Genomic DNA, 15,798 nt, shown 5'->3' on the forward strand with positions numbered 1-15,798 from the left:
GCGAGGTTCTCATGGACGGCGGCCTTCCGTTCGTCGGCCACTGCGGGAATTGGTTCCATCAGCAGTGTCGATGCGTCCGGCCAAGCTGGACGCATCGACCACAAGGATGAATGATCTCGATGAATCGCTGGCTCTTTCTACTGCTTGCCGCGCTCCCGTTCGCTGCCGGGGCCATCGTCATCCGTGATGATGTCGACGATGGCAGGTACCGCATCGAACGATCCGACTTCCCGGCGCTGGCGGACATGCCGGGAGAGGGGCACGGCGTTCTCATCGCCCCGCGTTGGGTGCTGACCGCAGCGCATGCAGCGCCGATGGAAGGGATGGGTGCAACGATCGCGATCAATGGCAACGCGTATGGCGTTGAACGCGTATTCCTGCATCCCGGCTACCGGAGGATGCCCGAGGCCCTGGGCAAGGAGGCGATGGCAACAGGAAGTCCTTCCCGGATCCATGCCTTCCTGGCGGCCTCGGATGACATCGCGCTGATCAAGCTTGCCGCGCCGGTGACCGATGCCACGCCCGTGGCGCTGCATCGGGGTTCAGCAGAGGTCACGCAGGTCGCCGTCCTGATAGGGAAGGGCGCCACCGGCAACGGTGCGGTTGGCCAGTTGCCGGATGCGCCGCACCGTACATCCCTGCGGCGGGCCCACAACACGATTACCGGCGGCAATCAGCGGTATCTCTGGTACCGGTTCGATCCGCCGCCGCAGGGCCTGCCGCTTGAGGGCGTACTGGGAAGTGGAGACAGCGGTGGTCCGCTTGTGGTCAACGACCACGGCACCTGGCAATTGGTGGGACTGGGGTCCTGGATCACGGCCGTACCCGAGCATGCCCTTGAAGCGGGCTTCCATGGCCAGATGGTCCACAACGTTCGCGTGTCACGCTACGTCGACTGGATCGAGGCCGTCACGGGGGATGATCGATAACGTTTGACACCAGGGGGCGGCGCGCCGATAAGCGCTGTCCGGTGTTCCCCTGCGGCGGCACAGTGCGCTTTGAAGGTGCATTGCGCTGCAGAGGGTCGCAGCAACGCTGAAGCTCATTGCTGGACATGCATTCTGCGAGGCCGGCAATTCATACCTCCCGATGGGATGAATCGTCTTCTGCCGGAGCTGAAAATCAAACAGCCGCCGGGTGGTTGGTGGACCGATACCCAAACGGTCACCATTTGCCGGCGTGACGGCGCGGCGCTACGCTTCCACGATGTCTACTTCGACCTCCGCAGCACTCGACGGCGGGCGCGGCCCCGCCGAGCACGACGTGCGCACCCAGATCATCGTGGCCGCCACCGCGCATTTCAGCCATTACGGCTACGACAAGACCACGGTGTCCGACCTTGCCAAAGCCATCGGTTTTTCCAAGGCTTACATCTACAAGTTTTTTGCCTCCAAGCAGGCCATTGGTGAGGTGATCTGCGCCAATTGCCTCGGTCAGATCGAAAGCGAGGTTCGTCAGGCCCTGCAGGGGGTGCAAGCGCCTGACGATAGGCTGCGTGTGTTGTTCACCGTCATTGTGGAGGCCGGTCTTCGCCTGTTTCTGCAGGATCGGCGCCTGTATGAAATCGCCGTCGCCGCCGCGACGGATCAATGGCCATCAGCGAAGGCGTATCAAGACCGGATCGGGCAGCTTGTTGAAGACATCATCAAGGAGGGACGTGCCTGCGGAGCCTTCGAGAGCCGGACATCACTTGAAGAGACCGGCCGCGCGGTCTATCAGGTCCTGCTTCCTTATCTGAACCCGGTGACGCTGCCGCACCTGGCGCCCTTGCACGAAGAAGCGCCCAACGCCTTGCAGGAGCTGGTCCTCAGGAGCTTGCAGCCACATCATTAGTGACTATTGACGAAATGAGTCACTAGGAACAAAATGCGTCCGGACACCCCACTCCGGAAGGCCGCATGCGTCGCCGTTTTGTAGTCACAGCCATTTCCTGTGTTGTTCCGTTGCTCCTTGTGGCCTGCAGCAAGCCGGGTGAAAGCGACCCTCGAACCGCGCCGCCCATTGTCCGGGTCGCCCAGGTGCAGCCGGGCGCGGGAAACGCGCGGACCTTCACCGGCGTAGTAGCCGCACGGGTGCAGAGCGATCTGGCCTTCCGGGTGGGGGGCAAGATCACCGAGCGCCTGGTCGAGACGGGGCAGACGGTCAAGCGCGGCGACGTGCTGTACCGGATTGATCCCATCGATCTGAACCTGGCCGCGGCGTCCCAGCAGCAGGCCGTCATCGCAGCCCGTGCGCAGAATGTGCAAGCCACCGCGGACGAGGCGCGCTATCGCGACCTGGCGGCCAAGGGCGTTGTATCCCGGTCGGCCTACGATCAGATCAAGGCTGCCGCAGACGCGGCGTCCGCGCAGCTCAAGGCCGCCGAGGCCCAAGCCCGTGTCGCGCGCAATGCCAGTCAGTACACGGCGCTTGTTGCCGATGCCGATGGGGTGGTCATGAACATCCTGGCCGAGCCCGGCCAGGTCGTTGCAGCGGGGCAGATCGTCGCCCGGCTTGCCCGTGCAGGCAGTCGCGAGGCCGTCGTCCAGTTGCCCGAGACACTTCGGCCGCAGATCGGCTCGGCGGCGTCCGCTTCCCTGTTCGGGGCCAGTGGCAGGATTCCGGCACGGTTGCGCGTGCTCTCTGAATCGGCAGACCCCGCAACCCGCACCTTTGAAGCCCGCTACACCCTGGAGGACGGCAGCACGACATTGCCGTTGGGGTCCACCGTGGCGGTAGCGGTTGAAGGCACCGCAGCTGCAGGCAGGGCCGGGGGCATTGAGGTCCCGTTGGGCGCGGTGTTCGATCCCGGCAACGGGACCGGCGTCTGGGTCATCGGAGGCGAGCCACTCAAAGCCCACTGGACGCCGGTAGTGGTCAAGCGATTGGGTGACGACCAGGCCCTGGTTGAGGGCGCGTTGAATGCATCCGACCGCGTGGCCGCGCTGGGCGCGCACCTGCTCCGCGAAGGGCAGGTGGTTCGTCTGGCCGATACCGCCACGACCACCGCTGGCAAGGGAGCCCACCCGTGAGTGGGTTCAACCTGTCGGCGCTTGCGGTGCGCGAGCGTGCGATTACCGTCTTTCTGATCTTCCTGGTCTCGGTAGCCGGCATCGTGTCGTTCTTCCAGTTGGGCCGCGCAGAGGACCCGGCGTTCACCGTCAAGGTCATGACGGTGATCACGGCGTGGCCGGGTGCCACACCCACGGAGATGCAGGACCAGGTGGCCGAGAAGCTGGAAAAACGCCTGCAGGAGCTGCGCTGGTATGACCGCAGCGAAACCTATACGCGTCCCGGCCTGTCTTTCACCACGCTGACCCTGCAGGACGGTACGCCTCCTTCGGAGGTGCAGGAAGAGTTCTACCAGGCGCGCAAGAAGATGGCCGACGAAGCCGCAAACCTGCCCGCAGGTGTCATCGGCCCGATGGTCAATGACGAATACGCCGATGTCACCTTCGCGCTGTTCGCGTTGAAAGCCAAGGGCGAGCCGTTTCGCGCGCTTGCACGTGACGCCGAAACCCTTCGCCAGCGCCTGCTGCATGTCCCGGGGGTAAAGAAGGTCAACATCATCGGCGAGCAGTCCGAGCGGATCTACGTGGAGCTTTCCCACCAACGTCTGGCCAACCTGGGCATCACGCCGCAGGCAGTGTTCGCCGCGCTGAACGGGCAGAACGCGTTGACGCCCGCCGGCTCCGTGGAGGCCAAGGGCCCGCAGATTTTCATCCGCCTCGACGGCGCGCTGGATCAGCTGCAGAAGATCCGGGATACCCCCATCGTTGCGCAGGGCAGGACGCTGAAGCTGCAGGACATCGCCACCGTCAAGCGCGGCTATGAAGATCCGTCGACCTTCATGATCCGCAACGGGGGCGAGCCCGCCATGCTGCTCGGGATCGTCATGCGCGACGGCTGGAACGGCCTGGATCTGGGCGCCTCGCTCGACGCTGAGGTCAAGAAGATCAACGACGGCCTGCCGGTGGGGATGGCCTTGGAGAAAGTCACCGATCAGGCGGTGAACATCAGCGCCTCGGTCGACGAGTTCATGATGAAGTTCTTCGTCGCACTGCTGGTGGTGATGGTGGTGTGCTTCGTCAGCATGGGCTGGCGCGTCGGCATCGTGGTGGCAGCTGCCGTACCGTTGACGCTGGCCGCGGTGTTCATGGTGATGGCTGCCACCGGAAAGAACTTTGATCGCATCACGCTCGGTTCGCTGATCCTGGCGCTGGGGTTGCTGGTCGATGACGCGATCATTGCCATCGAAATGATGGTGGTGAAGATGGAAGAGGGCTACAGCCGGATCAAGGCATCGGCCTATGCCTGGAGCCATACGGCGGCGCCGATGCTGGCCGGCACCCTGGTCACGGCCGTGGGCTTCATGCCCAATGGCTTTGCCCGCTCAACTGCCGGCGAATACACCAGCAACATGTTCTGGATCGTCGGCATTGCGCTGATCGTGTCGTGGGTGGTCGCGGTTTTCTTCACGCCCTATCTTGGCGTGAAGCTTCTGCCTGAACTGAAGGCCGTGGAGCGCGGCCACAGCAGTCTCTACGATACGCCGCGCTACAACCGCTTCCGGTCGATCCTGGCGCGCGTGATTGCGCGCAAGTGGCTGGCCGCAGGTTCGGTGATCGGCCTGTTCGTGCTTTCGGTGGCAGGCATGGGGTTGGTGAAGAAGCAGTTCTTCCCCATCTCTGATCGCCCGGAGGTACTGGTCGAGGTACAGATGCCCTACGGCACCGCCATCGAACAGACCAGCCTGGCGGCCAGCAAGGTGGAGAAGTGGCTGTCCGCGCAGGAGGAGTCGAAGATCGTCACGGCCTACATCGGCCAGGGCGCGCCGCGCTTCTACCTCGCCATTTCGCCGGAGCTGCCCGATCCCGCGTTTGCCAAGATCGTTGTCCGCACCGACAGCCAGCAACAGCGCGATGCGCTGAAGGCAAGGCTCCGCCAGGCAGTGGCGGAGGGACTGGCGCCTGAAGCGCGCGTGCGCGTCACGCAGCTGGTGTTCGGGCCTTACTCGCCTTATCCGGTGGCCTATCGGGTCAGTGGCCCGGATCCGGATGTCATCCGCGGCATTGCGGCCAAGGTGGAGCAGATCATGCACGCCAGCCCGATGATGCGCACCGTGAACACCGACTGGGGCGTTCGCACGCCAACGTTGCACTTCACGTTGGATCAGGACCGCTTGCAGGCGATGGGCATAACCTCTGCGTCTGTCTCGCAGCAGTTGCAGTTCTTCCTCAGCGGGGTGCCGGTCACTGCCGTTCGTGAGGACATCCGCACCGTCGAAGTGGTTGCCCGATCTGGCGGGGATACGCGCCTGGACCCGGCGCGCATTGCCGATTTCACTTTGGTCGGCGCCGGTGGCCAGCGCGTGCCGTTGTCCCAGATCGGCGCTGTCGAAGTGCGCATGGAAGAGCCGGTACTGCGGCGGCGCGATCGCGTGCCGACCATCACCGTGCGCGGTGATATCGACGATGCCCTGCAGCCACCGGACGTATCGGCGGCCATCAGCAGGCAGCTTCAGCCACTCATCGCCTCGCTTCCCGAGGGATATGCCATTGCCCAGGCCGGCGCCATTGAAGAGTCCGGCAAGGCGATGAGCGCCATGCTGCCGCTGTTCCCGATCATGCTGGCGATCACCTTGCTGATCATCATCCTGCAGGTGCGCTCGATCTCGGCAATGATCATGGTCTTCATGACCAGCCCCCTCGGCCTGATCGGCGTGGTCCCGACTCTGCTGCTGTTCCAGCAGCCGTTTGGCATCAACGCCCTGGTGGGACTGATTGCATTGTCAGGCATCCTGATGCGCAACACGCTCATCCTCATCGGTCAGATCCGCGAAAACGAGGAAGCCGGGATGGAAGCCTTCCACGCGATCATCGAGGCGACGGTTCACCGGGCGCGCCCGGTGATCCTGACCTCCCTGGCAGCGGTGCTGGCCTTCATTCCGCTGACCCATTCGGTGTTCTGGGGAACGCTTGCCTACACGTTGATCGGCGGCACCATCGCCGGCACCGTGATGACGCTGGTCTTCCTCCCGGCGATGTATGCCATCTGGTTCAAGGTCCGAGCGGACAGGGCCCGCGTTGCCTGAAAGTGGCCTGGATCTCTTTTGCATGGGAAGTGAGTCATGAGCATTGCCGACAAAGATCGCATCGTAGTGACCGGAATGGGGGTGGTAAGCCCGCTGGGGTGCGGCGTGGAAACAGTGTGGTCGCGCCTGCTGGCGGGACGTTCCGGAATTGGCCCGTTGGGCGAGCCGCTCTCTGCCGGAACGGGCTGCAACGTAGGCGGCCGCGTGCCCGACCGGGTGCAGGATCCTGAGGCGGGCTTCGACTCCAGCGGGATCATCGCGCCGAAAGATCTGAAAAAAATGGACCGGTTTGTCGAGTTTGCGCTGGTAGCCGCCCACGAAGCGCTTGCGCAGGCCGGATGGCGTGAGGCTGATGATCGTGGGCTGTTGCGAACGGCGACCGTGATTGCGACGGGGATCGGTGGGTTTGGATCCATCGTCAATGCGGTGCACACCACCGAAAGCCGTGGGCCTGGCCGCTTGTCGCCGTTCACTGCGCCTACCTTCCTGGCCAATATGGCGGCAGGGCAGGCGTCGATCCGGTACGGGTTCAAGGGGCCGCAGGGCGCACCGGTCACGGCATGCGCGGCGGGCGTCCAGGCCATTGGTGATGCGGCGCGCCTCATCCGGTCCGGCGAGGCGGACATTGCGCTGTGTGGCGGTGCGGAAGCGGCGATGCATCGGGTCAGCCTGGGCGGCTTTGCGGCGGCCAAGGCGCTGAGCACGTCGTTCAACGACACACCACAGGCGGCGTCGCGCCCGTTTGATGAGCAGCGGGACGGCTTCGTCATGTCCGAAGGGGCAGGGCTGCTGGTGATCGAGCGGCTGGACCATGCGCTCGCGCGTGGCGCCACCCCGCTGGCCGAGCTGGTCGGCTACGGCACCACCTCCGATGCGTATCATCTGACTGCGGGCCCCGACGACGGCAGTGGTGCGCGCAGGGCGATGGAGATCGCGCTGGCGCAGGCGGGCATTGCCGCCGGGCAGGTCGACCACATCAACGCGCACGCAACCTCGACCCAGGTGGGGGATCGGGCAGAGCTTGCGGCCATGCGTGCCCTGTTCGGTGCCCGCCCAGATCTTCTGATCTCTGCCACCAAGTCCAGCACCGGGCACCTGCTGGGGGCAGCTGGTGGCATCGAAGCCATCTTTACCGTGCTTGCTTTGCGAGACCAGGTCGCGCCAGCGACGCTCAACTTCGGCCGCGCGGATCCGTTGGCCGAAGGGCTGTCGATCGTCGCCGGCGTGCCGCGCAAGGCAGGCATCAAGTTCGCGCTGACCAATGGATTTGGTTTTGGCGGCGTGAATGCCAGTGCACTGTTCAGGCGCATGTGAGCATGGCTGCCTCCAGCGGCTTTCCAAGCAAAACCGCCCTGCGCTGGGAACGTGCACGAGCGTTGAGCCGGCGCTGGATGCTGGATGCAGCCGGCACTGTGTTTGCCGAAGAAGGGTTCGAGAACGCGACGATGAAGCGCATTGCCGAGGTCTGTGGCGTCACCAAGGTCACGATCTATGCGCACTATCGTGACAAGGCGCGGCTCTACAAGGCGGTCATGGACGGCCATCTGGCATCGATACCGGATGCCCGGCTCGACGCGGACGGAGCAATGGAACTTGGCCATGCGCTGATGCGCATCAGTGATGGCATCGAACGGCTGGCAGCGGACCCGGCATGCCAGGCCTTCTGCCGGACGCTGTCGCGTTCTGATCATGCACGTGATGTCTACATGGAACACTGGAACACCAGGCTGGAACCGTATCTGGACCTTGCGACACGAGCGATGGCGAGCGCCCCGGTCCGCTCGAGCCACCCGGCTGACAGTGAGAAGTTCCTCAGGCTCATCCTCGCAGAACATGGCTTGCCTCATGCGGCGAGGCCCGTGACCGGGAGTGAAGCAACCGTGGCGCTGTTCATGCGCGCCTATGGGATGACGCTCCCGGAGGCCTGGAGAACTCCCCGGAAATGGTGAGTCGATGGTTCAAGGCCACCCGCCCTTCGCCAGGGGCCGGCCAGGCATTCAGCACAAACTCGAATCCAGTCCAGCAAGCATGACTTCATGCACTGCAGATTGACTACAGATGTAGTCATTGTCTCTGTGTCCATTGAAGGAGCCCGCCATGAGAGCACGCCTGCTTGCCTGCCTATTCTTCCTGGCATTACATCCGTTTGTGGCCGCAGCCAACACACCTGATGCGTTGGCAGCGATCGAGCGGAATGCCCGCAACGCGCATTCCGATGCGGTCTACATTGAATGCGGGCGCAGGGTGCTGCTGCAGATCGCGCCGGCAGCCGGTGAAGACCGCATCCATCTGATGTCGGCGACCAAGTCCGTCGTCGCCCTGGCCATCGGGCTGCTGCTCGATGACGGCAAGCTCGCCTCCATCGACGAACCGGTCAGCACGGTGTACCCGGAATGGCGCCAGGGCAGGAAGCGGGACATCACGATCCGGATGTTGATGGACCACACCTCCGGCCTGCAGAACGTGGCCAACGCGGGGGTGGAACTGGAGGGCGCGCCGGATCTGGTGAAGCTGGCGCTGGCGGCCGAGGTGTCCAGCGATCCAGGCACCACCTTCGCCTACAACAACAAGGCGACCAATCTTCTGCCGGACATCGTGCAGCGGCTTGCCGGCAAGCGACTGGATGTCTATCTGGACGAACGGTTGTTCAAGCCGCTTGGCATCACCGGCCATGCATGGATGAAGGATCAGGCCGGGACGCCCATGGGCATGGCCGGGCTGTCGCTGTCGGCGGTTGATCTTGCAGCGATCGGACGATTGATGCTGGACGGCGGTGTCACCCCGGGTGGCAAGCGGTTGCTGAGCGAACGCTCGGTGGCGTTGATGACCGCCGAAAGCGCGCGTTCCCCCGACGTCGGCCTGTTGTGGTGGCGCATCCCCGCATGGGAGCACTACCGATTGAAGGCCGGTGCAGCCACGCTTCTGAGCGCTCGCAGCATGGATCCCGTGATGCTGGACGCGCTGCTGGCCGCCGACGGCCAGGTATTTGACAGCAAGTCAGCGCTGACCAGCTTCCTGGCCGAACGGCTGGGACCGAGCTGGCCACAGCGCTACGCTGCGGAAATCACCGGGCGTGGACTGAAGCTCGGCGACATCTTCGACATCGACCGAGGGCCGGTAGCGGCCTACGCCGCCAACGGCTATCTCGGCCAGCACCTGGTCATTGTTCCCGACAAGGGCGTGGTGGCGGTAAGGCAGATTCAACGGCGGGATAGCCACAGCGCCCCGCTCGACGATTACGCCGGGTTTCCCATGGATGTACTGCGGCTGGCAGAGACGCTGTGACCGGCCAGCACGCTAGGGAATGCGGCAGCCCGCGAACACATCCAGTCCCGGCTGGTAGACGCCGCTGCTGATGGCGAACAGTCCCAGCAGGGAGTGGAAGAGATTGTCGTGGCTGTAGGATCCGGTGCCCGCAGCATGGCGCAGGCAGGCCAGATCAAGGCGGGCATGGCGTGCAAAGCCAGGGGAGAACCACATCACCATCGGCACCTGGGTCTGCTCGCGTGGCGCAATGAAGTAGGGCGTTCCGTGCAGATACAGGCCGCGCTCGCCAAGCGACTCGCCGTGATCGGAGACATAGATCAGTGCAACGTCACGCTGCTCCGAATAGGTCTGCAGCAGGTCGATGGCCTTGCCCAGCAGCCGGTCGGTATAGACCAGCGTATTGTCGTAGGTGTTGGTCAGCGCTTCGTTGCTGCACGTCTGTATCTGGTTGCTGTCGCAGGTGGGGCTGAACGCCCTGGCGTCGGCGGGATAGCGTTCAAAGTAGGTGGGGCCATGGCTGCCCAGCTGGTGCAGCACGATCAGACCATCACCCTGCATGGCCGCGATGCGCGGGTCCAGCTGGTGCAGCAGGATCTCGTCATGGCAGGTGCCGTCCTTGTTCACGCACACCCCCGGCACCTTCAGCGGCGGCATGTCGTCGGTGGGGATGCGGTTGCACACACCCTTGCAGCCACCATTGTTGTTGTCGCGCCAGAGCACGCTGGCGCCGGTGCGCTGAAGGATGTCCAGTACGTTCTCTTCCGATGCCGCAGCGACGCCATCGTACTGCGATCGCGGCATCTGCGAGAACATGCACGGCAGTGATACCGCCGTCGATGTGCCGCAGGATGCAACGTCCCGGAAACTGATGACGCCGTCCAGGCGTGACAGCCGCGGGTTGGTCGGTCGCGGATAGCCGTTGAGCTGGAAGTTCTTTGCACGTGCCGTCTCGCCGGCCACCAGGATGACCAGGCGCGGGCGCTGGCCGGGCGTGCGCGCGGCGTCTTCGCCGATCGTGCGCAGCGGCTGTGCCTTGGCGCTGTAGCTGCTCCGGAGGTAGCCATAGGTGTGACGAAGGACGTTCAGCGGCAGTACCTGCTCGCGGATGTAGCGGTTGTTGCGGAGCAGCGACGAATACTCCTTGTAGAAGGCCAGGCTTACCGCTGCCAGCACCATCAGCGTCGCCAGCACGTTCCCCAGCCACGCCAGCGCCGCCCGCAAAGGCCGCCCGCTGTTGCCACTGCGCATGACCAGCAGAACGCAGGTGGGCAGCGCGCCCAGCAACAGCACCGTCACCAGCAACGGCAGCGACAGGTAGGAGGTCATTTCAGCCTGGTTTGTCTCCAGCGCGTTCTGCACCATGTCGCGGTCGATCAGTACGTTGTAGTGCAGCATGAAGTAGGTGCACGCAGCGCTGACGACCAGCAACAGCGCCAGCACCGGCTTGCGCACATGGGGAAGCATGCCAATGGGCGTGAGCAGCAGATTGAACAGGCACAGCAGCAGCACCGGAAGGCTGCAGAAGAACAACGCGCTGCGCAGATCATGGATGTCGATGACAGACCAGAGCGTCTTCCAGAGAGCGATGTTTCCCAGCGTGGTGAAGAACGATGCCGTGCACCAGACAAGCATGATCGGATGTTGCGGGACAGACCTGAAGCATGAACGCACGTGCAGAATCCGCTGAGCCAGAAGTGCGCGCAGTATCTGGACGCGTTCATCAGGAAGTTGTCAGCTTCCTTGCTCATCCCATCAGGACCGCGGCCCACACCGTAGCCACCATCAGCAGGGCCGTGCTCTGTGCGGCACTGCCCATGTCCTTGGCGTTCTTGGAAAGCGGATGCCATTCCAGAGAGATGCGATCGACCACCGCTTCGATGGCCGAGTTGAGCAGCTCCACCAGCAGGCTGATGAAGCAGGCCATCAGCATCAGCGCGCGCTCGCTTCGGCTGACGTCCAGCAGGAGCGCGACGGTTGCCAGCGCGCCATGCAGCAACAACAGCTGCCGGAACGCGACCTCACCCTTGAATGTCGCGACGAAACCGTCGCGGGAATGGATCACGGTATGCAGGATGCGGCGCAACCCGGTCTTGCCGTGCGCGTACTTGCCGTTGCCCTTGGGTTGCCCTGGCTGCATTTCGTACCTGCCTTCATGAAGAGATCCGGCAAGGGTGGAAGGGGCAACGTCAGGAAGCTGTCAGGTATCGGCTGCGGCTGGGCGCATCTGCAGGGTGAAGCAGCAGCCCCGCGCCGAGGTCTCGACCGTCATCTGCCAGCCAAGATGCTCGACCACTCGCTGCACGATGGACAGGCCCAGGCCTTCGCCACTCTGCCGGGCGCTGGGCACGAAGCGCTGGAACTGCTGCGCGTCGATGCTGGACGGCAGCCCCGGGCCGGTATCGGCAACCCGCAGCGTGGTGCCACGCAGTTCCACCCGTACCTCGCCTTCCTCCGTGTACTGGCACGCATTGCGCAGCAGGTTCCAGATCACGCTCTGTGCCAGCACGTCATTGGTCAGCAGCTGCTCGTCCTGCGCCGCATCAAGGGTCAGCCGCACTGGTTTTGCTGCCAGCCACGGCACGCATCGCGCCATGCATTCCTCGATCACCGGTCGCAGCAGGAGGTTGCTGCGTGGCACTGTCCTGGGGTCGCGGGAAAGCAGCAGCAGGCAGGTCAGCTGGCGCTGCATTTCCTGCGTGGTCCGCACGATGCGCTCGGCGCTGGCCAGCAACCGGCTGTCGGCCGGCAACTGGTGCAGCAGCGTCTCGGCGGCGCCACCGATGATCGCCAGTGGTGTGCGCAGTTCATGGCTGGCGTCGCCGGCGAAGCACTGTTCACGCTGCAGGAACTGCTCAAGTTCGTCGCTGTGCTGGGCAAAGGCGCGCGCCAGAACGCCGATTTCGTCGCGCGCGTCCTGGAAGGGGAAGGGCTTGTGCTTGTTCTGCACGGCATCAGCCAAGCGCGTAATGGGCGCGATGACGTGGGCCGAGGTCCGGCGACCAATCCAGAACGCACACAGCACGCAGGTCAGGATGACCAGCGCAGCAAAGGCGTTTATCAGATGCTCGAGGTAGGCATAGTGATCACCGTGCTGCAGCAGGTAGTAGCGCTGTCCGTTGCTTTCGAAGACCCGAAGGTGCCACTCGTTTGGTGCGGCTTCACCGTGGTAACCCGGCCCGTACCGGCGCAGCACCTGCGGAACCGTATGCGGATCAAACAGCTGGCTGCCTTCCGGCAGGTCCGGTTGCGCACCTTGCGCCAGGGCTGCCTGCAACCTGCGGACCTCCCGGTCCTGGCTCTTGAAAACGACGGAGGCCCTCACGTCGTCATAGTCCACCTGTTCGACCAGAACGATGAAGCCCATGGCACCGGCCATCAGCAGCACGAACGCGACGGTGATGCGCGTTCTCAGGGTCAAGCGTCGATGGAGGGACTGCAGCGAGCGGGCATTCATGGGGGCCGACTATTCCGCGTGTGCTGGCGCCGGCGTGCCCAGGCGCCAGCCGACACTGTGCACGGTCGCGATGAGTGCGGGATCGAACGGCCTGTCCACCTGAAGGCGCAGCTCATGGATATGCGTGCGTAGTGCGCCGCTCTCAGGCGGCTGGTCGCCCCATATCAGGTACTCCATCTCCTGCTTGCGCACCACTGCCGGAGCGGCCCGCATCAGGCACATCAGCAGCTTGTGCGTGGTCGGTGTCAGGTTGAGGGGCTGGCCCTGGCGCCATGCCTGTGGCGAGCGGGTGTCGACCCGCAGGTCCGCCCAGGCCAGCACGCTCTGCACCTGCCGGCCCTGGGCACGGCGGACCAGCGCCCTGATGCGCGCGTCCAGCTCCTTCAGGGAAAAGGGCTTGACCAGGTAATCATCCGCACCCAGCGCGAGCCCCTGCACGCGGTCTTCCACCGGATCACGGGCGGTCAGCATCAGGATCGGCACCGGGTTCTGGAACTTCTCGCGGAGTGTCTGGCACAGCGCCATGCCATCAAGGCGGGGCAGCATCAGGTCAAGCAGGATGGCATCGTAATCATGCTGCGTTGCCCTGCGCAGGCCGCTGGCACCATCCCGTGCATCGTCAAGTACGTAGCCCAGTGGCTCGAAGAATGCGTAGAGGTTGGCAACCAGCTCGGGGTTGTCTTCAATGATGAGCAGTCGTGTCATGGGCTACGTGCATCCGTGCATGAGCAGCGGACTTTGGACGATCACCTGGGGTTTGCCAAGTGCGGGAGGTGCTGCAGGCCATCGCCAAGCGCAGGCAGAGAGGCCTACATGAGCCGTTGTACGGCCAGCGCAGCAACAACGCACCACAGCACCACCCACACTGCCGAGATCCGCGCAACCGCCAGCAGCGCAAAGCCCACTGCGGCGATCGCAAGATCAATCGGCGCCCGCACACCTTGCGTCCACACCGGATCATGGAACGCGGCGGCCAGCAGGCCGACCACCGCCGCACCGGCCCCGGCCACTGCTCTGGCCGCCCACGGTCGGCACACCAACTGGTTCCATATCGGCAATACCGACAGCAGCAACAGGAATCCCGGCAGGAAGAGGGCCAGCAGCGCGATCCCTGCACCGAGCACTGCTGGCAGGCCCGATGAGACCTCCGCACCCAGGAACGCCGCAAGCGAGAACATCGGGCCGGGCATTGCCTGCGCGGCACCGTAGCCGGCAAGGAACGTGTCCGCTCCTACCCAACCGCTGTCGACCACCGCATGCTGCAGCAGCGGCAGTACCACGTGGCCTCCGCCAAAGACCAAGGCCCCTGCCTGATAGAACGCGCTTGCAATGCGTGGTGCCGTCGGCACGGTAGAGGAGGGCAGCAGCAGGGACGCCGCCAGCCCGAGCACAAAAAGCCCCAGGCTGAGGGCGGCGCCACGTGCGCCATAACGGACCGGAAACACCGCAGCAACCGGCGCCCTTGCGTGCGTGCACAGCCACATGCCCAGCAGGCCGCCCAGCGCCACCGCCATCAACGATGCCCATGCATTGCCTGCCAGGACCGCTACGGCCAGGGCGAGGCAGGCAATCAACGCGTGCCGCAGATCGGGCAGCAGTTGCCGCGCCATGCCCAGCAGGCCGTGGGCGACCACCGCCACGGCCACCAGTTTCAGACCGTGGATGACGGCCGGGTACATTCCGTGATGCAACCGGGAAACTGCTGCGGCAAAACCAAGCATCAGCAGCGCAGAGGGCAGGGTAAATGCAGTGAATGCCGCCAGCGCGCCCGGCCAGCCACCCCGGAACAGGCCGATCGCCAGGCCCATCTGGCTGCTGGCCGGCCCCGGCAGGAACTGGCAGACCATCAGCAGTTGGGCGAAGCGGGCATCATCGAGCCAGCGACGACGCTGCACGAATTCACGGTGGAAATAGCCGATATGGGCGATAGGCCCACCAAAAGATGTCAGCCCCAGTTTGAGGAAGACAAAAAACACCTCCATAGCGTTGCCGCGGCCTTTCATCGCGTCAGCGGCATCAGCTTCGGGCGGGGGCGGCGATACGGTCACGGGCCGAGGATACACAGTCCCGATGTCGCTGATTGCAGATGCTTTTCAGGGCGGCAGCACGGGGTGGGGCCACGCTGAACCGTTACCGGCCGGGCGCGTGGATTCGTTCACAGGCGCTGTTCTATATTCCGGGCCACGACGCCGCATACCGCGGCTGGACCGGGAGTATCCCCATGAAAACCGGACGTTTGCTTGGCATTGCCCTGGGCGCGTCAGTTACCCTGGTGGCCGCCCCTGCCTGGGCCGATCCGCCGCACCATGCACGTGGCAACGGACCGCCGCCCCATGCAGGCGGCCCCCACAACCGCGACGCACCCCCGCCGGGCTGGCAGAAAAAGGCATGGCGCCGCGGCGACCGCTTGCCTTGGGCCGAGGTTGACCGGCGCTACTGGGTGGACGACTACGCGCATTACCATCTGCGCGACCCCGGCCGCGGTCAGCGTTGGGTGCGGCAGTCGGATACGGAATACCTGCTGGTGGAGATCGCCACCGGCGTGATCATCGACGCCTTGCGTCGCTAGGGATTCCGGCACTGGCCCCCGGGCGGCACGCCGCCGCCGCGGGGGTCATGGCGGCAAGACCGCCGGCGACATCGCGCTCTCACCCCGGCAACTCGCACTTCATCCTGCCGTCCACGTAATACGGCTTGGGTACGTTCGGGTTGTCGCTGGTCTTCTCGAAGACCACTTCGAACGACGCTGCGTCGGGCGAGCCCTTGCGATCGGTACACGCGTCGTGGAGTTTCTTCTTGACCGCGGCAATGCCGGCCTCGCGGTTGGCACCGTCGGCGCTGTTGGTCAGGTTTACGGTTTCAGCCAGGGCCAATGGGCTGAAGGCAGACAGGCAGCCGGCGATCATCAGGGTATGCAGCTTGGTCAAGGGTGCACCTCGCGGAAGTCCAATGAGGCCGTCAGCATAATGCGGGAGCGTTAACAGCACGTGCCCGCTAGCGGCAG

At 64.4% G+C, this 15,798-nt stretch carries 14 protein-coding genes; 8 read left to right on the top strand and 6 right to left on the bottom strand.

What is annotated here, in order from left to right; genetic code table 11:
* Window positions 1-119: 119 nt before the first annotated feature.
* The 7 genes from TEP_RS09170 (at window position 120) to TEP_RS09200 (ending at window position 9,358) form a co-directional block, all read left to right on the top strand.
* The gene (locus TEP_RS09170; protein WP_132825066.1) at window positions 120-929 is read left to right on the top strand and encodes a trypsin-like serine protease; all 810 of its coding nucleotides are present in this window, start codon (window positions 120-122) and stop codon (window positions 927-929) included.
* Between the two features lie 277 nt (window positions 930-1,206).
* The gene (locus tag TEP_RS09175) at window positions 1,207-1,833 is read left to right on the top strand and encodes a TetR/AcrR family transcriptional regulator (RefSeq protein ID WP_132825067.1); all 627 of its coding nucleotides are present in this window, start codon (window positions 1,207-1,209) and stop codon (window positions 1,831-1,833) included.
* A 65-nt stretch (window positions 1,834-1,898) separates the two neighbouring features.
* Window positions 1,899-3,011, top strand: coding sequence for an efflux RND transporter periplasmic adaptor subunit (locus TEP_RS09180; RefSeq protein ID WP_132825068.1), 1,113 nt, complete (start codon window positions 1,899-1,901; stop codon window positions 3,009-3,011).
* Window positions 3,008-6,073 (top strand): efflux RND transporter permease subunit, encoded by a 3,066-nt coding sequence (locus tag TEP_RS09185; RefSeq protein WP_132825069.1) that lies wholly within the window; start codon window positions 3,008-3,010, stop codon window positions 6,071-6,073. Before TEP_RS09180 ends, TEP_RS09185 begins: the two co-directional genes overlap by 4 nt.
* A 36-nt stretch (window positions 6,074-6,109) precedes the next feature.
* Window positions 6,110-7,387 carry a beta-ketoacyl-ACP synthase II gene (gene fabF, locus TEP_RS09190; protein ID WP_132825070.1) on the top strand — a complete coding sequence of 426 codons (1,278 nt, stop codon included), beginning with the start codon at window positions 6,110-6,112 and terminating at the stop codon, window positions 7,385-7,387.
* 2 nt (window positions 7,388-7,389) lie between these two features.
* A complete protein-coding gene (locus TEP_RS09195; RefSeq protein ID WP_132825071.1) occupies window positions 7,390-8,022 on the top strand; it encodes a TetR/AcrR family transcriptional regulator in 633 nt (210 codons plus the stop codon).
* Between the two features lie 133 nt (window positions 8,023-8,155).
* Complete coding sequence (locus TEP_RS09200) at window positions 8,156-9,358, top strand: beta-lactamase family protein (RefSeq protein WP_240790667.1); 1,203 nt, start codon at window positions 8,156-8,158, stop codon at window positions 9,356-9,358.
* A gap of 12 nt (window positions 9,359-9,370) precedes the next feature.
* Here TEP_RS09200 and TEP_RS09205 read toward each other — a convergent pair whose 3' ends face one another.
* The 5 genes from TEP_RS09205 to chrA form a co-directional block, all read right to left on the bottom strand.
* Window positions 9,371-10,972 carry a phosphoethanolamine--lipid A transferase gene (locus tag TEP_RS09205; protein WP_132825072.1) on the bottom strand — a complete coding sequence of 534 codons (1,602 nt, stop codon included), beginning with the start codon at window positions 10,970-10,972 and terminating at the stop codon, window positions 9,371-9,373.
* A 112-nt stretch (window positions 10,973-11,084) separates the two neighbouring features.
* Complete coding sequence (locus TEP_RS09210) at window positions 11,085-11,477, bottom strand: diacylglycerol kinase (protein WP_132825073.1); 393 nt, start codon at window positions 11,475-11,477, stop codon at window positions 11,085-11,087.
* Window positions 11,478-11,537: 60 nt separating this feature from the next.
* Window positions 11,538-12,794 (bottom strand): HAMP domain-containing sensor histidine kinase, encoded by a 1,257-nt coding sequence (locus TEP_RS09215; protein WP_132825074.1) that lies wholly within the window; start codon window positions 12,792-12,794, stop codon window positions 11,538-11,540.
* 9 nt (window positions 12,795-12,803) lie between these two features.
* Window positions 12,804-13,499, bottom strand: coding sequence for a response regulator transcription factor (locus TEP_RS09220; RefSeq protein WP_132825075.1), 696 nt, complete (start codon window positions 13,497-13,499; stop codon window positions 12,804-12,806).
* A 104-nt stretch (window positions 13,500-13,603) separates the two neighbouring features.
* Entirely contained in the window at window positions 13,604-14,776 is a 1,173-nt protein-coding gene (gene chrA / locus TEP_RS09225; RefSeq protein ID WP_240790668.1) for a chromate efflux transporter, read from the bottom strand.
* A gap of 239 nt (window positions 14,777-15,015) precedes the next feature.
* On the opposite strand from chrA, the gene TEP_RS09230 reads away from it, so the two are divergent.
* Entirely contained in the window at window positions 15,016-15,363 is a 348-nt protein-coding gene (locus TEP_RS09230; RefSeq protein ID WP_132826493.1) for an RcnB family protein, read from the top strand.
* Window positions 15,364-15,442: 79 nt separating this feature from the next.
* Here the strand turns inward: TEP_RS09230 and TEP_RS09235 are convergent, their stop codons facing one another.
* A complete protein-coding gene (locus TEP_RS09235) occupies window positions 15,443-15,721 on the bottom strand; it encodes a hypothetical protein (RefSeq protein ID WP_132825077.1) in 279 nt (92 codons plus the stop codon).
* Window positions 15,722-15,798 lie beyond the last annotated feature (77 nt).

Source organism: Stenotrophomonas sp. TEPEL (genome assembly GCF_004348785.1).
GTDB lineage: Bacteria > Pseudomonadota > Gammaproteobacteria > Xanthomonadales > Xanthomonadaceae > Stenotrophomonas > Stenotrophomonas indicatrix.